Genomic DNA, 14,616 nt, shown 5'->3' with positions numbered 1-14,616 from the left:
TATTCCAAAAGGCCCGCAAAAGGCGTGGTCCGGTCATTTTGCGCCCGAAAGGCTTCACCAACTGATTCAGATCGATGCGACGGAACTTCACGTTTCCGTCGCATCTCTTTGCTGACAGTGATCGCGTGAGTATGGCGATAGAGATGACAAAAGGACTGCTGTTTGCTGCCCTTTGCTGCCGTTCGAGAACGACCCGAGGAACGTGCCGCGTGCTAGAATGGGCCCGAAGACGGAATGCGACACATGCACTGCGAGGGCCAGTGTGATCGAACCGCAATTCGCGCGACCGAGGAGCCGACGTTGTGCTCTTGGAAGGAGACGAGGACGATGCCGACACCACAGCAACCCAGTCTAATAGTTCGACAGAAATCCCCACAGAACATCGAGTTTCCGTTTGCGTCGCTCTCCGATTGGCTGATCCCAACCGAGCTGTTCTTCGTGCGAAACCATTTCCCGTCGCCCGACCTCGATGCGCGAGACTGGAGATTGCGCGTTGACGGGGCGGTGGAGCGGCCGCTCGAACTTGACCTCGATACCATCAAGGCGATGCAGAGCACGACTTTCACCGCCGTCGTCGAATGCGCAGGAAACGGGCGCGTCTACTATGTGCCTCCGAGGGAAGGGTTGCAGTGGCAGAATGGAGCCGTCGGCAATGCCGCGTGGACAGGTGTTCTTCTGCGCGAGATTTTGGAAATGGCGGGCGTCAAGCGAACCGCGTGTGAGGTTCTGCTCGCGGGCGCCGACAGCGGCGTCGTCGACGCGAACAAGAAAACGGCTTCTCCCGGCCCCATCGCTTTTGCACGCAGTTTACCACTTGAGAAGGCCATCGCTGACAGCACGATGCTTGCCTATTCGATGAACGGGGAGCCGTTGACGCGCGATCACGGCTACCCGCTACGCGCGGTCGTGGGTGGCTGGTTCGGCATGGCTTGGGTCAAGTGGATCACGCATATCACGGTTGTGGAGCAACCGTTCCTTGGCTACTGGCAGGCGCGCGACTATTTCCGTTGGGAGCGCAGCCTCGGGGAACCCAGGCTGGTTCCCCTTGCGGAGATGGAGGTCAAAGCGCAGATCGCGCGTCCGGTACAGGGGGCGCGTCTTATCGTCGGCCAACCGTACCGGATTTTTGGAGCCGCCTGGAGCGGAGAGGCTGCGATCCGGCAGGTGCAGGTCTGCACCGGAGATGGCAGGGGCTGGCGCGAAGCAAGGCTCCTCGAAACAGACCGTCCGTTTGCATGGCGCTTGTGGGAATACATGTGGACCCCTGAAGAAGTGGGGCAATATATACTGCGATGTCGTGCGACCGACGGGGCGGGGTGCATGCAGCCCGACCTCCAGCGTTCCGACTGCGAGAGCTACGTGGCCAATTGGATCATTCCGGTGGAGGTTACGGTCGTTCCCGAGCCACAGACATACGCGGAGGAATTCGTGATCTAATCACCCGCATGGGCGAAATGCCGGCTTTCACAAACTGATTCAGATCGATGCGACGGAGATTCACGTTTCCGTCGCATCTCTTTGACGGAAAACACCTATCCGACCATATCGGTCACGATCTTCCCGACTTCGGCGAAGACAGGGTTGATCTCCGACACCGGCGCTTTGGCCTGCGTGACGTAAGCAGCAACCAGGATCGCGCCATGGCCCGGCGGCCAGAGGACGGCGATATCGGCGGCGCTGCCATTGTTGCCGGTGCCGGTCTTGTCGCCGATCTTCCACGTATCGGGCAGACCGGCGCGCAGGCGTGCGCCGCCTGTCGTATTCGACACCATCCACGCTGCGAGCTTGTCGCGCGACGGCTCCGACAGCGCCGAGCCCAGCGTCAGGTTGCCGAGTGTGTCGACCATTGCATCCGGCGTGGTGGTATCCTGCGGGTCGCCGTCCTTGGCTTCGTTGAGCGCCGTTTCCCAGCGGTCGAGCCGCGTCGAGCGATCGCCGAGCGTGCGCAGCCATTTGGTCAGCTCGGCCGGTCCGCCGAAGCTCTCCAGCAGCAGGTTGCCGGCGGTATTGTCGCTGAGCGTGATCGCGGCTTCGCAGAGCTCACCAATACTCATGCCCTCGCCACCGACGTGCTTTTCCGTTTCCGGTGAATAGGTGACGAGGTTGTCCTGTTCGTAGACGACGCGGCGCTGGAGGGTTTCCTGTCCCTTGTCGACCCGCGCCAGCACGAGGCCGGCAGCCAGGATCTTGAACGTGCTGCAGAGGGGAAAGCGCTCGGTCTCGCGATAGCCGAAGGAAATGTTGGTCTCGGTGTCGATGGCCGACACACCGATCCGACCGCCGATCGCCTTCTCAAGCGCTTCCATCCGCCGGTTGATTTCATCATCGCTCTCCTCCGACCATGCCATGCGCGGCAGCAGCAGGGCAGGTGAAAGCAATGCCGAACCGAGAAGGGTCCGGCGGCGGATCGAAAAGCCACGCATGAAAATTCCTCTGCCTCAAATCAATGGCTACAGGGCTAGAGAGTGATTGTGGCCCGGATGAGTCGCGTCAAGCGGCGGCAGCCGACTGCGTTACCTCGACGGTGACGTGCGAGAGGCCGGCAACCGGTTCGAGTTTCGCCTTATAGAAGGCGGGGCTTTCCGGCCGCGGCGTCACCAGAGCGACGATTGCGGCATGATGGCCGGGTCCGACCTGCCAGACGTGCAGATCGGTGATCCTCTCGCCGCCGGTTTCCAGCGCCGAACGGATCTCGTCCTGTAGGTCCGTCTCCCGTGGCACGACATCGAGCAGCACGCGACCGGACGACCTCATCAGCCCAATGGACCACTGCGCGATTATAAGGCCGCCGACGATGCCCATCAGCGGGTCGAGCCAGAGCCAGCCATACAGGCTGCCGAGTAGCAGTGCCGCGATGGCGAGCACCGAGGTCAGCGCGTCGGCAATGACGTGGATATAGGCGGCGCGCATGTTGTTGTCGGAGGAATGTCCCGAATGCGCGTGATCGCCATGGTGGGCATGATCGCCGTGGTCGTGGTGATCATGGTGGTCGTGATGGTGAGAATGGCCGTGGCTGTGGCCGTGATGATGGTCATCCTTCAGGAGCCAGGCACTTGCCAGGTTGACCAGTAGACCGACGACAGCAACGCCGATCGCCTGTGCGAAGCTGATCGGCACCGGATGAGTGATGCGCAGGAAGCTTTCCCAGGCCATCAGCAAGGCGATCAGCATCAGGATGATGGCGCTGGCGAAGCCGGCGAGGTCACCGAGCTTGCCGGTGCCAAAGGTGAAGCGCGGGTTGTGTGCCTGGCGGCGGGCATAGAGATAGGCAACGGCGGAGATCAGCAGCGCGCTCGCATGCGTCGACATGTGCCAGCCATCAGCGACCAGCGCCATCGAGCCGTAGTAGGTTCCGGCACCGATCTCGACCACCATCATGACGGCTGTCAGCGCAATGACGAACCAGACGCGACGAGCATTGCGGTCATGATCGGCACCCAGAAAAACGTGGTCGTGCTCAGGTGTTTCGGTCTGTGCGCTCATCGCACGCTCCTCATGTCGGTTGTCTCAGCGAATATAGGTTCGCAGAACTTCGGATATTTCTTCGACTGCTTCCGCCCGGGCCTTCTCATCGGCGGCATGGAGGACATGCTCGCGCAGATGATCGTCCAGCACCTCGCCGGTCAGGCCGTTGAGGGCGCCGCGGATCGAAGCCAGCAGTTGCAGAATCTCTCCGCAAGGCTGCTCCGCCTCCAGGGCGCGCTCGACGGCCTCCAGTTGGCCTTTCAGACGGCTGACACGAGCCATCAGCTTTTTCTTGTGATGCGTGGTGTGGGACATGGCCTCATCCATTTAGTATAGGGGGGTACCCTATATCAATAACTCATTGGCGAAAAGTCCCCTCGCCGTGTTCGGCCCGCCAGCTCGCGCTTTCGATGTCGAGAACGACATGGCGGACGCTGCACGCGCGGCCTCTTCTGGTACAGCGGCTTCGAGTACCGACGGCGAAGCACGGGATGGCGGCTGACCGGCCGACGCTGTGCGCTTCCCGGCGCCCGCGCGTAAACCCCATTGACAAACTGCGCGTTCTGGATGATCTATCGGCACATGATCAAGAACGCGCACATCACCAGCTCGTATTTTTGGCTGTACCTGTAAGGGGCGGCCGGACAGATCATATTGTCAACAAGCCGCCGTCAGGCGGCTTTGTTGTATCGGCAGCGTCCTGACGGCAGAACACCACACAAGGACGCGAAGACCATGGTTGAAATCGAAGATAGCGAACTCTCATTGATCCGCCCGCCGGTGATCAATATCCGCGCCGCCAAGCCGCGCGATCTCCCCGAACTCAGCGAAATGATTGCCCTGCTCGCCAAACATCACGGCGATCCGTCCGCCTCGAACCCGGAGCAGCTCGAGCGCGACCTGTTCGGCCCGGTGCCGTGGATCAGCGCGCTGATTGCCGAAAGCGATGAGGGCCTGATCGGCTACGCCATTCTCGTGCCGCTTTACAGGGCGCAGGACGGCGCGCGCGGCATGGATTTGCACCACCTCTTCGTGCGTGACGGCCATCGCGGCCACGGCGTCGGCCAGCATCTCGTCAACCGCGCCCGCGATACCGCCCGCAATGCCGGCTGCGGCTACCTCTCGGTCAGCGCCGCCACCGGCAACGTGCAGGCCCATCGCTTCTACGAGAATATGGATTTCGTTCCTCGCCCGGTCACCGGCATGCGCTATATGCAGGCTTTGGCATGAGCGGCATTGGCCGCCCCGGACAGCCTGCAAGGAGAAACGGATGACCCGACTTGCAATCGTCCTAACCGATGGATTCGCCGACTGGGAGGTCGCCCAACTGACGGCCTCTGCCCGTTCCTATTTCGGCTTCGACGTGGTGATCGCAACGCCCGATGGTGCTGAGGTGCGCTCGATGGGCGGCATGCGCGTCGCCTCCGACACCGCCGCGGAAAACCTGCATGCCAACGCCTTCGACGGGCTCGTGCTCTGCGGCGGAACGATCTGGGAAACGGAGAAAGCGCCCGATCTGAAGCCTGTCATCGACGACTTCGTCGCCCATGGCAAACTCGTCGCGGGAATTTGCGGGGCGACACTCGCGCTTGCCCGCGCCGGCGTGCTTGATGCCACCGACCATACCAGCAACGCCGCCGATTTCATCGCCAGCGCGCCAGGCTATGCCGGCCACGCACGCTACAAGGACAGCCCGCAGGCCGTGCGTGATGGAAAGCTGGTGACCGCGCCGGGCTCGGCACCGATGACCTTTGCGGCGGAAATCTACCGCGCCCTCGGGCATGCCGGCGACGAGTTGGACCAATACGTCCTGATGTTCGGCGCCGAGCATCAACCCAAAGCGGCCTGAGGCGGCATCTGCTTATCGCAGCACCGGTTCGCCGTGGAAGCGGCGGCGCGAGGGCTTGGAAACGCCGAAGCCCACCTCCATCATCAGGCGCGGCTTGGTCGTGGCAACCGTGCCCATATGAAAGCCGAACGGATCTTCCACGAAGCCGAAGCCTGCCGCTCCGGTCAGTGTCGTCACGCTGTCCTTGCCATAGAAATCCAGGATCTCGTGGGCAGGATGGCCGACCAGAAGGGTCAGCTGATGTTTGATGCGCCGCTTGTTGTGGCTGCCCCTGACATAGACATGCGGACCGGTACCTTCGTCGACGTCGACGAGATAGAAGAAGAATTTCAGCATCCGCCAGTCGTCGAGATCGAAGTGGAACTTGTCCAGCGACGCAAGGCTGCGATCGGCTTCGCTCGCCCGCGTCGGAAAGCTCCACCAAACGCGGGTGGTGATGAGGCGAGCCTGCGCCCCCAAATAGCAACGGGCAATCTCCGACAGAACAGGGTCGCGCTGGACGGTCCGAACGGCCGGGCAATCGAGCGCTCGCTCGAAATGATGACCGCTTAGTATTGGCTTCCCCCACTCCTGCTCGGCGGCGCGGTGATCGGACGCCTGAAACTCGATCTTGCGATCGAAGTTACCGAAGCATGGGGTGGCGCTGGCAAAGCTCGCGATTTCGCGGGTGATCGTTTCGGGCAGGGTCAGCTCTGGAAATATCCCATCCCGCCTCAATGCCGCGACTGCGCTTGTGTGATCCACACCCTTGAAGAGCGTCGGCAACTTCTCGATCGCGCCGTTGCTGCGACGTGCGGTCAGCCAATGCACCTTGCGCGCCGGTATCGTTCGCGCCAACAGGAACATCGGCAGCCAAGCCGGGTTTTCACGGATATCAGCCATATAGGTCGGTATCCGCACCGCCATGCGCCGCAATTTGCCGCCCTTGCGGGCAACGGTCTCGAGATCGTCGGCAGGATCTATCGACGTGCTGTGCATGCAGCTGTCCTTTCGGAAGACGTTTTGGTTGCGTCATTCGGAAAGCGAACCGGGGTTCGCCACAGGGTTATCAGTGCGCGGCGTCAAGTGGAGTGCTGCAATGCGGCATTTTTGAGATATCGCTAATATTATCGGTTGGGAACCGCCTTCAAATAGGCAGCGATCGCCTCGAGCTCCGGCTTCGGCAGGTGCGCAAGGTTTCGTTGCACTTCCGCCATCGAGCCGCCGGCCGAATCGAAGTCGGGCGTAAAGCCGGTCTCGAGATAGTTGGCGATATCCTCCTGGCTCCAGGAACCGACGGTTTTCGAGCCCGGCGTGATGTTGGGAATCCTGCCCTGCCCTTCCGGATTCGGCGCACCCGCGAGCCACTGGTCTGCCTCAAATCCGCCAAGGCGATCACGCGGCGTATGGCATTCGCCGCAATGGCCAGCACCTTCCACCAGATATTGGCCGCGCTTGATCTTGTCGTCGGCATTGGCCGGAAGAGCGACGCGTGGCTCGTCGTTGAAATAGAGGAATTTCCAGCCGCCCAGCGCCAGCCGGATATTGAAGGGGAACGGCAGTTCGTGCGGCGGGGCGACATTGCCGCTTTTCGGCAGCGTCTTCAGATAGCCGAAGAGATCGTTGACGTCCTTGTCGCTAATCCGGGCGTAGGAGTTGTAGGGGAAGGACGGGTAGAGGTGCTCGCCGTTCGGCGCCACGCCCCGCTTCATCGCATTGCCGAATTGCGCCAGCGTCCATGTGCCGATGCCCGCCTTCTCGTCTGGCGAGATGTTGGGTACATGGAAGGTCCCGAAGGGGCTCTTCAAGGCCAAGCCGCCTGACAGAGTGAGCTTGGCGTCGCCTTCCGATCCGGGAGCGGCATGACAGCTGACGCAGCCACCGGTCCAAAAGACCATTTCGCCGTTCTTCAGATCGGGTTCGCCGAGGTTGGCCCAGTGACTTTCAGGAAGTGGATTCGGTGCGGTGATGAAATAGAAAACCGCTCCGCCAATGACGAACACTCCGACAAGACAGAGCAAAAACCGGACGAACCTGCGGACCATTCACCGCTCCTGTGCCAATCGCATCATTGCAAACATAAAACGATCCGCCCCAGCGGCAAGGCTGACGCGGATCGTTTGACTGAAAGGTCAGGATCGCTATTCGGTCTTTATGCGGAACTTCTCATGACAGCCGCCGCAATTCGCGCCAAGCGCCTTCATGGCGGCGCCAACACCGGCCGGGTCCGCCGGAAGCTGAGCGAGCAGCTTGTCGGCGTCATCCGAAAGCTTCGCCGCACGGGCCTTGAAGTCTGCATGATCTTCCCAGATCTTCGGGCTCGCCGCCTTGTCACCCTTTTCGGTGCCAGGCTTGAACTGATCAGGGAAAACTTTGGCGGTTTCCGCAATGGTCATCAACGACGCCTTAACTACCTCGGCGTCATAGGGCTTTTCGCCCTTGGCGATCGCCGCCATGGCACCCGCCGCGCCGCCAACCTTCTTCATCAGCGCAGAGCGTGCTTCGTGCGTGCCATCCTCCTGCGCTGCAATGGCAACGCCCACGACCCCCAGACCGGCGACAAGCACTGCCGCGGCTATAGCTTTCAGTCTCATGTCTCCACTCCTCTTTGATAACAAGATCCGCGAAGCCCGGCGCCTCGCCGACGGGCGGCATCATGGCAAATTTTTTCGCCCCAAAAAGTAACAAGTGGGTGAGATTTCAGGAAAAATAGAGTCCTAAATCGTTTCGTATTCGCGCCTCACGCCGGCACGCGCCAGCCGTGCCATCCGGTGAGGATCGAAACGGCGATGAGGAGCGCCCCGGCGATCCGTCCGACCAGGATCGTCGCCTTCGGATTGGACACCAGCAGCGTGCGGCTTCGCGCCGCCGTCAGCGCCAGCGTGCCGTAGACGGCGGCCTGCGTCGCCATCGTCATGACGCCCATGACAAGACCCTGCGCCCAGATGGGACCGTAGATCGGCTTCAGGAATTGCGGGTAAACCGCGATCATGAACAGGTACGCCTTTGGGTTCATAAGGCAGGTTGCTGCGCCCTGGCGAAAGGCCCGCCAACCCGAATGCAAGCCGCCTGCCCCGACCGTATCGACGGTGATCGAACTGCGGATCAGGGTGTAGCCGATCCACGCCATGTAGGCCGCCCCCGCAAAGAGCAGCGGATTGAACAAGGTCGGCAGGAGAACGGCGAGCACGCCGACCCCGACCGCGCCATAGAGCGAGTGCACGGCGCCGCCGGCCATGATGCCGGCGGTCGCGGCGATGCCGGTGCGCCTGCCGCCGGTCAGCGAATTGGCCAGCACGAATAGCATATCCATGCCAGGGACGATGATGATGCCGAAGAGAAGCGTGAAGTAGAGCCAGAGATTTTCGCTGTAGGTCATGTCAGTTGTCCGCTATCCAATTCAAGGTCGATTTCAAAGACCATGTTGATTTTCAATTCGATAGCGAGTGCTATACGACGGCCCAACTGACAGTGTATTGTCAGGAGCATAGGCTGAAGGAGCCGAAAAATGCGCAAGGCCTCACGGCTTTTCGAGATCATCCAGATCCTGCGGCTGGCGAGCAAGCCGATGACGGCGGCCCGTATGGCGGAAACGCTCGAGGTGACGGTGCGCTCGATCTATCGCGACATCGCCGCCTTGCAGGCGATGCGCGTCCCTATCGAGGGCGGCCGCGGCATCGGCTACATCATGCGGCCGGGCTTCGACCTGCCGCCACTGATGTTCTCGGTCGAGGAAATGGAGGCGATCGTCTTGTCGCTGGCGTTGCTCGACCGGACCGGCGACGAGGAACTCAAGCGGGCGGCCAAGGGCGTCAACCAGAAGATAACAGGCGCCGTCCCGGCGCCGCTGCGTCAGGCGATGGAACGAAAGGCGCTTTACGCCTGGGGATCGGTGGCTCAATCCCCGGTCGGGCTCGATCTTGGTCTCGTTCGCCGCGCCATCCGCGACGAACAGAAGCTGCTGCTCGACTATCGCGACGAACTCGGCCGCGCGACCGAGCGCAGGATCCAGCCGATCGCCCTCATCTACTATTCGCAGACCGCAAACATCGTCGCGTGGTGCGAGCTGCGCCAGGCGATCCGCAATTTCCGCAGCGACCGCGTCGAGCATTGCGAGACCGCCGACGCATATTTCCGGGGCGACGGCGACCGGCTGCGACAACTCTGGACGAGTGGGTGGACGAACCCGCCGGTTGCCGCGGCGGGTTAAGTCAATCAGAGGTGCGTGCCGCCGGAGACTTCGATGCGCTGGCCGTTGACCCAGCGGTTGTCGTCGGAAAGCAGCGAGGCAATCATCGGGCCGATATCGTCCGGCACGCCGGCACGGCCGAGCGCCGTCGCATCGGCGACCATCTTGTTGTAGGTCGGATTGTCCCGCACCATGCCGCCGCTGAAGTCGGTTGCGATTGCGCCTGGTGCAACCGTATTGGCCGTGATGCCGCGCGGGCCGAGTTCCTTGGCGAGGTAACGGGTGAACACTTCGATCGCCCCCTTCATCGACGCATAGGCGGAGATACCCGGGACGGCGAAACGGGCAAGGCCGCTCGAGACGTTGATGATGCGTCCGCCATCGGCCATCAAGGGCAGCAGCTTCTGCGTCAGGAAGAAGACGCCCTTCAGATGCACGTTGACGAGTTCGTCGAATGCCTCTTCCGTCGTTTCGGCAATTGTTGCGTGATAGCTGCTGCCGGCATTGTTGACGAGGTAGTCGAACCGAGTTTTTCCAAGACCCTGCAAGGCATCTCTCACCTTGCCCGCAAAGGCCTCGAACTCGGCGACGCGACCGGTGTCCAGCTGCAGGGCGATGGCTTCGACGCCGAGTGATCTGATCTCCACCACAGCGGTCTCCGCTTCTGCCCGATTTGCACGATACGTGAAGAGGACGTTCACGCCGCGACGGGCAAGGTTGATTGCCGTATTGCGGCCGAGTCCACGGCTACCGCCGGTGACGACGGCTACCTTAGATGCTGAATTTGCTTGTGTTTCGTTGGGCATGGTCGCTTCCTTTGCTGGATTTTATGCCCTTACGGTACGCCCGTCGGTGCCCGAAGTTGAATGCCGAAACTCTCGAATTTCTTGCCTGATCCTCCAAGCAACTTGCAGACTAGGCGATACGGCGCTTATCTTGAGCTGGCGCCGAACGACGAGGAGACGCTGGCGATGCTCGATACCCTGAAGCAAGTCATCCAGACCTATATCGACCGAACGGCCGGCGACGCCGACGGGCGTTTTGAGACGCCTGTGCCGGCGCTCTCGGTGTCACGGGTTACCCAGCCTGTCATGCCGAACCACATGATCTACCGGCCGACGATCTGCATTGTCGTCCAGGGGGCAAAGGAAATCATGGTCGGCGACCGTGTCCTCAAGTATGGGGAGATGCAATCGCTGATCGTCACCTTCGAGGTGCCGGCCCTAGGGCAGATCACGAAGGCCAGCAAGGAGGAGCCGTATATCGGCCTCAACATCGATTTCGATGTGGCGATCCTGCGCCAAGTGATGGAGGCAATGGAACAGCCGCCACGACCGGCCAGCGATAGCGCGGCCGGTGTTTTCGTGCAGAATTTCGACGGCGTGCTGGCCGATTGCGTGCTGAGGCTTGTGCGCCTCGCCGACACGCCGAAGGCCATTCCGGTGCTCTATCCAGCGATCATGCGCGAAATCTGCTACTGGCTGCTGACAGGACCGAACGCGGCGGAGGTCAGCAAGCTGGCGCTACCCGGCAGTCATATCAGGCGCATGACCGACGCCATCCATCTGCTGCGCGAGAACTTTGCTACGCCCGTGCGGATCGAGCAGCTTGCGTCCGTCGCGCACATGAGCCCGTCTTCCTTCCACCAGCATTTCAAGCAGGTGACCGCCATGACGCCGTTGCAGTATCAGAAGAACATGCGGCTGCTGGAGGCACGGAGACTGATGGTGTCGGACGGTGCAAGCGTTGCGACGGCCGCCTATCAGGTTGGGTATGAAAGCGCCTCGCAGTTCAGCCGCGAATATTCCCGAATGTTCGGCACGCCGCCGAAGCGCGACGCGATGGAGCGGAAAGAGCTGCCAATGGTCACGGCTGCCTGAGCGGATGCCGACAGAGACGAGGCAAGGCACGCGGCCTCCTCTTCTTCCCCAGCCTGTCACGGCGTGTCGTCGATTCGAAATCCGACCTTCATCACGACCTGATAGTGCGCGACTGCGCCGTCCTTGATATGGCCTCGGATTTGATCGACTTCGAACCATTCGAGATTGCGCATCGTTTTCGAGGCTCGCGCGACCGCGGTCTCGATCGCCTCGGTGACAGACACCTTCGAACTCCCAATGAGTTCCACTTTCTTGTAGACGTGATCGCTCATCCTATCCTCCTCCAATTTTGCCTAGGCTGTGGGCTTTCCTGCTAGGGTTTCTGTCCGCTGGCATGACTAGGGACAATACGGGCCCGGCGGATTTGCAATAAAGTCGAGATCATAACGGGCGACGTCATCAGAACTCGTCTCAATAATACTCAGCTTTGCGAGAAGCCGCCGAACGTCGGCCTGCATGGCGATCATGTGCGGTGTCCGCCGATGGAACTCGTGCGCCTCGGCATCACGAAAGCCTTCGATCAAAACTACCACATCCTCGTCATCCTTATGCCGATGATACTCGAAAAATACGCAGCCCGGCTCGTTGAGCGTGGACGCGACATGGGGTTCCATGGCGAGGAGGAACTCCTCGCGCGTTCCCCGCCTGCAGGTCAGCCAACCCGTTATGAACTTCATCGGACACCTCGAATTGTCTGTTTCATCCCCGAGCGGTGCTGCTTCGCAGACCATCCGTTATCCTTGCTCATCGTCCTCGCGCCGGGGGATATCGAGTTCGATCATCACGGGAGCGTGGTCGCTCGTGTGTTCCCAGCTCCTCGGCTTCCTGCGCACGCTCGCCGATCTCAGCCATGGGGCGACCATCGGGCTGAGCAGGAAGTGGTCGATCCGAAGGCCGGCATCGCGTTCGAACGAGTTTCGCCAGTACTTCCAAAAGGTATAGATTCGCTCGTTCGGATGCAGATGTCTTATGGCGTCGGTCCAGCCCTGTGCGACGAGGTTGGCATAGGCCTTGCGGACTTCCGGCCGAAAGAGGGCGTCATCCCGCCATCGCTCCGGCTTGTAGACGTCAAGATCCGTCGGCATGACGTTGAAATCGCCGACCAGGAGGGTCGGAATGTCAAGCGCGTGCAGTTCGGCGGCATAGTCGTGGAGCCGTCGGAACCAGCGGAGCTTGTAGTCGAATTTCGGGCCGGGCGCGGGATTTCCGTTCGGAAGATAGAGGCATCCGATGAGAATACCCTCGATGGCGGCCTCGATGTAGCGGCTGTGCGTGTCGTCGGGATCGCCGGGAAGACCGCGCCGCGTCAGGATCGGCGTCGAGCCTTTTGAGAGGATCGCGACGCCGTTCCAACTCTTCTGTCCATGCCAGATCGCGCCGTAGCCCACCCGCTCGAGTGCGCCGCGTGGAAACCGGGCATCCTCCGTTTTCAGTTCCTGCAGGCACACGACGTCGGGCTTGTCCTCCTTCAGCCAGCGAAGAAGATTTTCCAGGCGCCCGTTCACGCCGTTGATGTTGTAGGTCGCGATCTTCAAGAGACGAAGCACGCTTGGATGGGTATCGATCGGAGGAAAATGGACGTCGCCTGATAAAGTTCAAGGAACCTCCGCGACGTTAGAGGCTTGAAAGAGCGATCGGATTCTCCCGTGGCGGCCGTCCGCCTGCCATTTACACCAATGTTACCGTAACGTGCTTCCAGCGAGCCGATTTTTGCGCAAAGCTGCTTCGTGGATTTGCAGATCAACGGTCTTGGATCAAAGCAATGGGGGCAGCCATGCAACTCACGAAACGTGAATTCACCAAAGGACTGATCCTGGCAACCGGCTTCGCGAGCCTCTATCCGGCGAAGGGCATTTCCGCTGACATCAGCGCGACCGAGGCACGCGCGATTGCCAAGGAAGCCTACATCTATGGCTTCCCGATGGTCGACAGCTACCGCATTCAATACGCCTATTTCGTCAACACCAAAGACCCTGAGTACAAAGGCCCCTGGAACCAGTTGGTCAACATCCCACGTGTCTATACGCCGGCCGACACGGCGGTGCAGACTCCGAACTCCGATACGCCGTATTCAATGCTCGGCCTGGATCTCCGAGCCGAACCGATGGTGCTGACAGTGCCGCCGATCGAGAAGGACAGGTACTTCAGTATCCAGCTGATCGACGCCTATACCTTCAACTTCGACTATATTGGCAGTCGCGCGACCGGCAACGACGGCGGGAGCTTTCTGATCGCCGGCCCGAGCTGGAAGGGCGAGACGCCAAAAGGCATCAAGAAGGTGATGCGGTCGGAGACCGAACTTGCGCTTGCGGCCTACCGGACGCAGCTCTTCAATCCGGCCGATCTGGACAACGTGAAGAAAATCCAGGCCGCCTACAAAGCGGAGCCCCTGTCCAAATTCCTCGGCCAGCCCGCCCCGGCCGCGGCGAGCGCGATCGATTTCGTCAAGCCTCTCACGCCAGACGAAGAGAAGACGTCACCCGAGTTTTTCAGCATTCTCAATTTCGTCCTGCAATTTTGCCCGACCAATCCATCCGAAACCGAACTGATGGCGCGCTTTGCCAAGATCGGCATCGGCGGAGGCAAGACCTTCGACGCGAACAAGCTGTCGCCTGAGATGAAGACTGCCTTCCAGCAGGGAACGGCCGACGCATGGGCGGAAATGGGGACAATGCGGAAACGCTTCGATACCGGCGAAGTGACCTCCGGCGACGTGTTCGGCACACGTGAATATCTGAAGAACAACTACCTCTACCGAATGACGGCTGCCGTCCTCGGTATCTACGGCAACTCGAAGCAGGAAGCGATATACCCGGCTTACGCCGTTGATTCCGACGGCAAGAAACTCGACGGCGCCAACAGGTACACGGTCCACTTCGCTCCCGGCACGCTGCCACCGGTGAACGCCTTTTGGTCCCTGACCATGTACGAACTCCCCCAGAGCCTGCTCGTCGCCAACTCGATTGACCGTTACCTGCTCAATTCACCGATGTTGCCGCAGTTCGTGAAGGACGCCGACGGCGGGCTGACGTTCTATGTTCAAAACGAATCGCCTGGGAAGGACAGGGAGCCCAACTGGCTTCCTGCACCGAAGGGGCCTTTCGTCGTTGCGATGCGGCTTTATTGGCCAAAGCCGGAAGCCCTCGACGGCACATGGAAGCATCCGCCGATGACAAAAGTTCAATGACGGTGGAATATAAGATTGTAATCGCAGGCGCGCATGTAGGGCACAGAGCGGCAGGCGTTGGACTGGC

17 protein-coding genes are annotated in these 14,616 nt (G+C 60.8%); 6 read left to right on the top strand and 11 right to left on the bottom strand.

The window, feature by feature from the left end:
- The first annotated feature begins 327 nt into the window (after positions 1-327).
- Positions 328-1,437 carry a sulfite oxidase gene (locus FHX16_RS05550; RefSeq protein ID WP_183859694.1) on the top strand — a complete coding sequence of 370 codons (1,110 nt, stop codon included), beginning with the start codon at positions 328-330 and terminating at the stop codon, positions 1,435-1,437.
- Positions 1,438-1,532: 95 nt separating this feature from the next.
- Here the strand turns inward: FHX16_RS05550 and bla are convergent, their stop codons facing one another.
- From bla to dmeR, 3 genes are all read right to left on the bottom strand, one after another.
- The gene (gene bla / locus FHX16_RS05545; RefSeq protein WP_183859696.1) at positions 1,533-2,423 is read right to left on the bottom strand and encodes a class A beta-lactamase; all 891 of its coding nucleotides are present in this window, start codon (positions 2,421-2,423) and stop codon (positions 1,533-1,535) included.
- 67 nt (positions 2,424-2,490) lie between these two features.
- Complete coding sequence (gene dmeF / locus FHX16_RS05540; protein WP_183859698.1) at positions 2,491-3,483, bottom strand: CDF family Co(II)/Ni(II) efflux transporter DmeF; 993 nt, start codon at positions 3,481-3,483, stop codon at positions 2,491-2,493.
- Positions 3,484-3,507: 24 nt separating this feature from the next.
- Positions 3,508-3,780: a Ni(II)/Co(II)-sensing transcriptional repressor DmeR gene (gene dmeR / locus FHX16_RS05535; protein ID WP_183859700.1), complete on the bottom strand. Its 273-nt coding sequence runs from the start codon at positions 3,778-3,780 to the stop codon at positions 3,508-3,510.
- Positions 3,781-4,200: 420 nt separating this feature from the next.
- On the opposite strand from dmeR, the gene FHX16_RS05530 reads away from it, so the two are divergent.
- Positions 4,201-4,695 carry a GNAT family N-acetyltransferase gene (locus FHX16_RS05530; protein ID WP_183751935.1) on the top strand — a complete coding sequence of 165 codons (495 nt, stop codon included), beginning with the start codon at positions 4,201-4,203 and terminating at the stop codon, positions 4,693-4,695.
- A 40-nt stretch (positions 4,696-4,735) separates the two neighbouring features.
- Positions 4,736-5,314 (top strand): type 1 glutamine amidotransferase family protein, encoded by a 579-nt coding sequence (locus FHX16_RS05525; RefSeq protein ID WP_183751938.1) that lies wholly within the window; start codon positions 4,736-4,738, stop codon positions 5,312-5,314.
- A 12-nt stretch (positions 5,315-5,326) separates the two neighbouring features.
- On the opposite strand, the gene FHX16_RS05520 is transcribed toward FHX16_RS05525, so the two are convergent.
- The 4 genes from FHX16_RS05520 to FHX16_RS05505 form a co-directional block, all read right to left on the bottom strand.
- Complete coding sequence (locus FHX16_RS05520) at positions 5,327-6,292, bottom strand: hypothetical protein (protein ID WP_259126747.1); 966 nt, start codon at positions 6,290-6,292, stop codon at positions 5,327-5,329.
- Between the two features lie 128 nt (positions 6,293-6,420).
- Positions 6,421-7,338: a cytochrome c gene (locus FHX16_RS05515; protein WP_183859704.1), complete on the bottom strand. Its 918-nt coding sequence runs from the start codon at positions 7,336-7,338 to the stop codon at positions 6,421-6,423.
- 96 nt (positions 7,339-7,434) lie between these two features.
- Positions 7,435-7,887: a cytochrome c gene (locus FHX16_RS05510; RefSeq protein ID WP_183751944.1), complete on the bottom strand. Its 453-nt coding sequence runs from the start codon at positions 7,885-7,887 to the stop codon at positions 7,435-7,437.
- A 146-nt stretch (positions 7,888-8,033) separates the two neighbouring features.
- Positions 8,034-8,672 (bottom strand): LysE family translocator, encoded by a 639-nt coding sequence (locus FHX16_RS05505; RefSeq protein ID WP_259126744.1) that lies wholly within the window; start codon positions 8,670-8,672, stop codon positions 8,034-8,036.
- A gap of 129 nt (positions 8,673-8,801) precedes the next feature.
- On the opposite strand from FHX16_RS05505, the gene FHX16_RS05500 reads away from it, so the two are divergent.
- A complete protein-coding gene (locus tag FHX16_RS05500) occupies positions 8,802-9,503 on the top strand; it encodes a YafY family protein (protein ID WP_183859708.1) in 702 nt (233 codons plus the stop codon).
- A gap of 5 nt (positions 9,504-9,508) precedes the next feature.
- Here the strand turns inward: FHX16_RS05500 and FHX16_RS05495 are convergent, their stop codons facing one another.
- Complete coding sequence (locus FHX16_RS05495; RefSeq protein ID WP_259126742.1) at positions 9,509-10,288, bottom strand: SDR family NAD(P)-dependent oxidoreductase; 780 nt, start codon at positions 10,286-10,288, stop codon at positions 9,509-9,511.
- 165 nt (positions 10,289-10,453) lie between these two features.
- On the opposite strand from FHX16_RS05495, the gene FHX16_RS05490 reads away from it, so the two are divergent.
- Positions 10,454-11,362, top strand: a complete 909-nt coding sequence (locus FHX16_RS05490) for an AraC family transcriptional regulator (RefSeq protein WP_183859710.1) — start codon at positions 10,454-10,456, stop codon at positions 11,360-11,362.
- 56 nt (positions 11,363-11,418) lie between these two features.
- On the opposite strand, the gene FHX16_RS05485 is transcribed toward FHX16_RS05490, so the two are convergent.
- From FHX16_RS05485 to xth, 3 genes are all read right to left on the bottom strand, one after another.
- Positions 11,419-11,634 (bottom strand): dodecin, encoded by a 216-nt coding sequence (locus FHX16_RS05485; protein ID WP_016553212.1) that lies wholly within the window; start codon positions 11,632-11,634, stop codon positions 11,419-11,421.
- 66 nt (positions 11,635-11,700) lie between these two features.
- Positions 11,701-12,039, bottom strand: coding sequence for a putative quinol monooxygenase (locus FHX16_RS05480; protein ID WP_183859712.1), 339 nt, complete (start codon positions 12,037-12,039; stop codon positions 11,701-11,703).
- Between the two features lie 57 nt (positions 12,040-12,096).
- The gene (xth, locus tag FHX16_RS05475) at positions 12,097-12,897 is read right to left on the bottom strand and encodes an exodeoxyribonuclease III (protein WP_183860729.1); all 801 of its coding nucleotides are present in this window, start codon (positions 12,895-12,897) and stop codon (positions 12,097-12,099) included.
- 227 nt (positions 12,898-13,124) lie between these two features.
- Here xth and FHX16_RS05470 point away from each other — a divergent pair, with 227 nt between their 5' ends.
- Entirely contained in the window at positions 13,125-14,549 is a 1,425-nt protein-coding gene (locus FHX16_RS05470) for a DUF1254 domain-containing protein (RefSeq protein ID WP_310503126.1), read from the top strand.
- Positions 14,550-14,616 lie beyond the last annotated feature (67 nt).

The organism is Rhizobium sp. BK661 (genome assembly GCF_024808825.1).
Classification (GTDB): Bacteria; Pseudomonadota; Alphaproteobacteria; order Rhizobiales; family Rhizobiaceae; genus Rhizobium.
Note: the sequence above shows the minus strand (reverse complement) of the source record. Positions and strands in the feature narration are given on the sequence as shown.

Bases quoted from the DNA above. Each gene is read 5' to 3' on its own strand.
- FHX16_RS05550 (WP_183859694.1), top strand. From the start codon at position 328: ATGCCGACACCACAGCAACCCAGTCTAATAGTTCGACAGAAATCCCCA.
- bla (WP_183859696.1), bottom strand. From the start codon at position 2,423: ATGCGTGGCTTTTCGATCCGCCGCCGGACCCTTCTCGGTTCGGCATTG.
- dmeF (WP_183859698.1), bottom strand. From the start codon at position 3,483: ATGAGCGCACAGACCGAAACACCTGAGCACGACCACGTTTTTCTGGGT.
- dmeR (WP_183859700.1), bottom strand. From the start codon at position 3,780: ATGTCCCACACCACGCATCACAAGAAAAAGCTGATGGCTCGTGTCAGC.
- FHX16_RS05530 (WP_183751935.1), top strand. From the start codon at position 4,201: ATGGTTGAAATCGAAGATAGCGAACTCTCATTGATCCGCCCGCCGGTG.
- FHX16_RS05525 (WP_183751938.1), top strand. From the start codon at position 4,736: ATGACCCGACTTGCAATCGTCCTAACCGATGGATTCGCCGACTGGGAG.
- FHX16_RS05520 (WP_259126747.1), bottom strand. From the start codon at position 6,292: ATGCACAGCACGTCGATAGATCCTGCCGACGATCTCGAGACCGTTGCC.
- FHX16_RS05515 (WP_183859704.1), bottom strand. From the start codon at position 7,338: ATGGTCCGCAGGTTCGTCCGGTTTTTGCTCTGTCTTGTCGGAGTGTTC.
- FHX16_RS05510 (WP_183751944.1), bottom strand. From the start codon at position 7,887: ATGAGACTGAAAGCTATAGCCGCGGCAGTGCTTGTCGCCGGTCTGGGG.
- FHX16_RS05505 (WP_259126744.1), bottom strand. From the start codon at position 8,672: ATGACCTACAGCGAAAATCTCTGGCTCTACTTCACGCTTCTCTTCGGC.
- FHX16_RS05500 (WP_183859708.1), top strand. From the start codon at position 8,802: ATGCGCAAGGCCTCACGGCTTTTCGAGATCATCCAGATCCTGCGGCTG.
- FHX16_RS05495 (WP_259126742.1), bottom strand. From the start codon at position 10,288: ATGCCCAACGAAACACAAGCAAATTCAGCATCTAAGGTAGCCGTCGTC.
- FHX16_RS05490 (WP_183859710.1), top strand. From the start codon at position 10,454: ATGCTCGATACCCTGAAGCAAGTCATCCAGACCTATATCGACCGAACG.
- FHX16_RS05485 (WP_016553212.1), bottom strand. From the start codon at position 11,634: ATGAGCGATCACGTCTACAAGAAAGTGGAACTCATTGGGAGTTCGAAG.
- FHX16_RS05480 (WP_183859712.1), bottom strand. From the start codon at position 12,039: ATGAAGTTCATAACGGGTTGGCTGACCTGCAGGCGGGGAACGCGCGAG.
- FHX16_RS05470 (WP_310503126.1), top strand. From the start codon at position 13,125: ATGGGGGCAGCCATGCAACTCACGAAACGTGAATTCACCAAAGGACTG.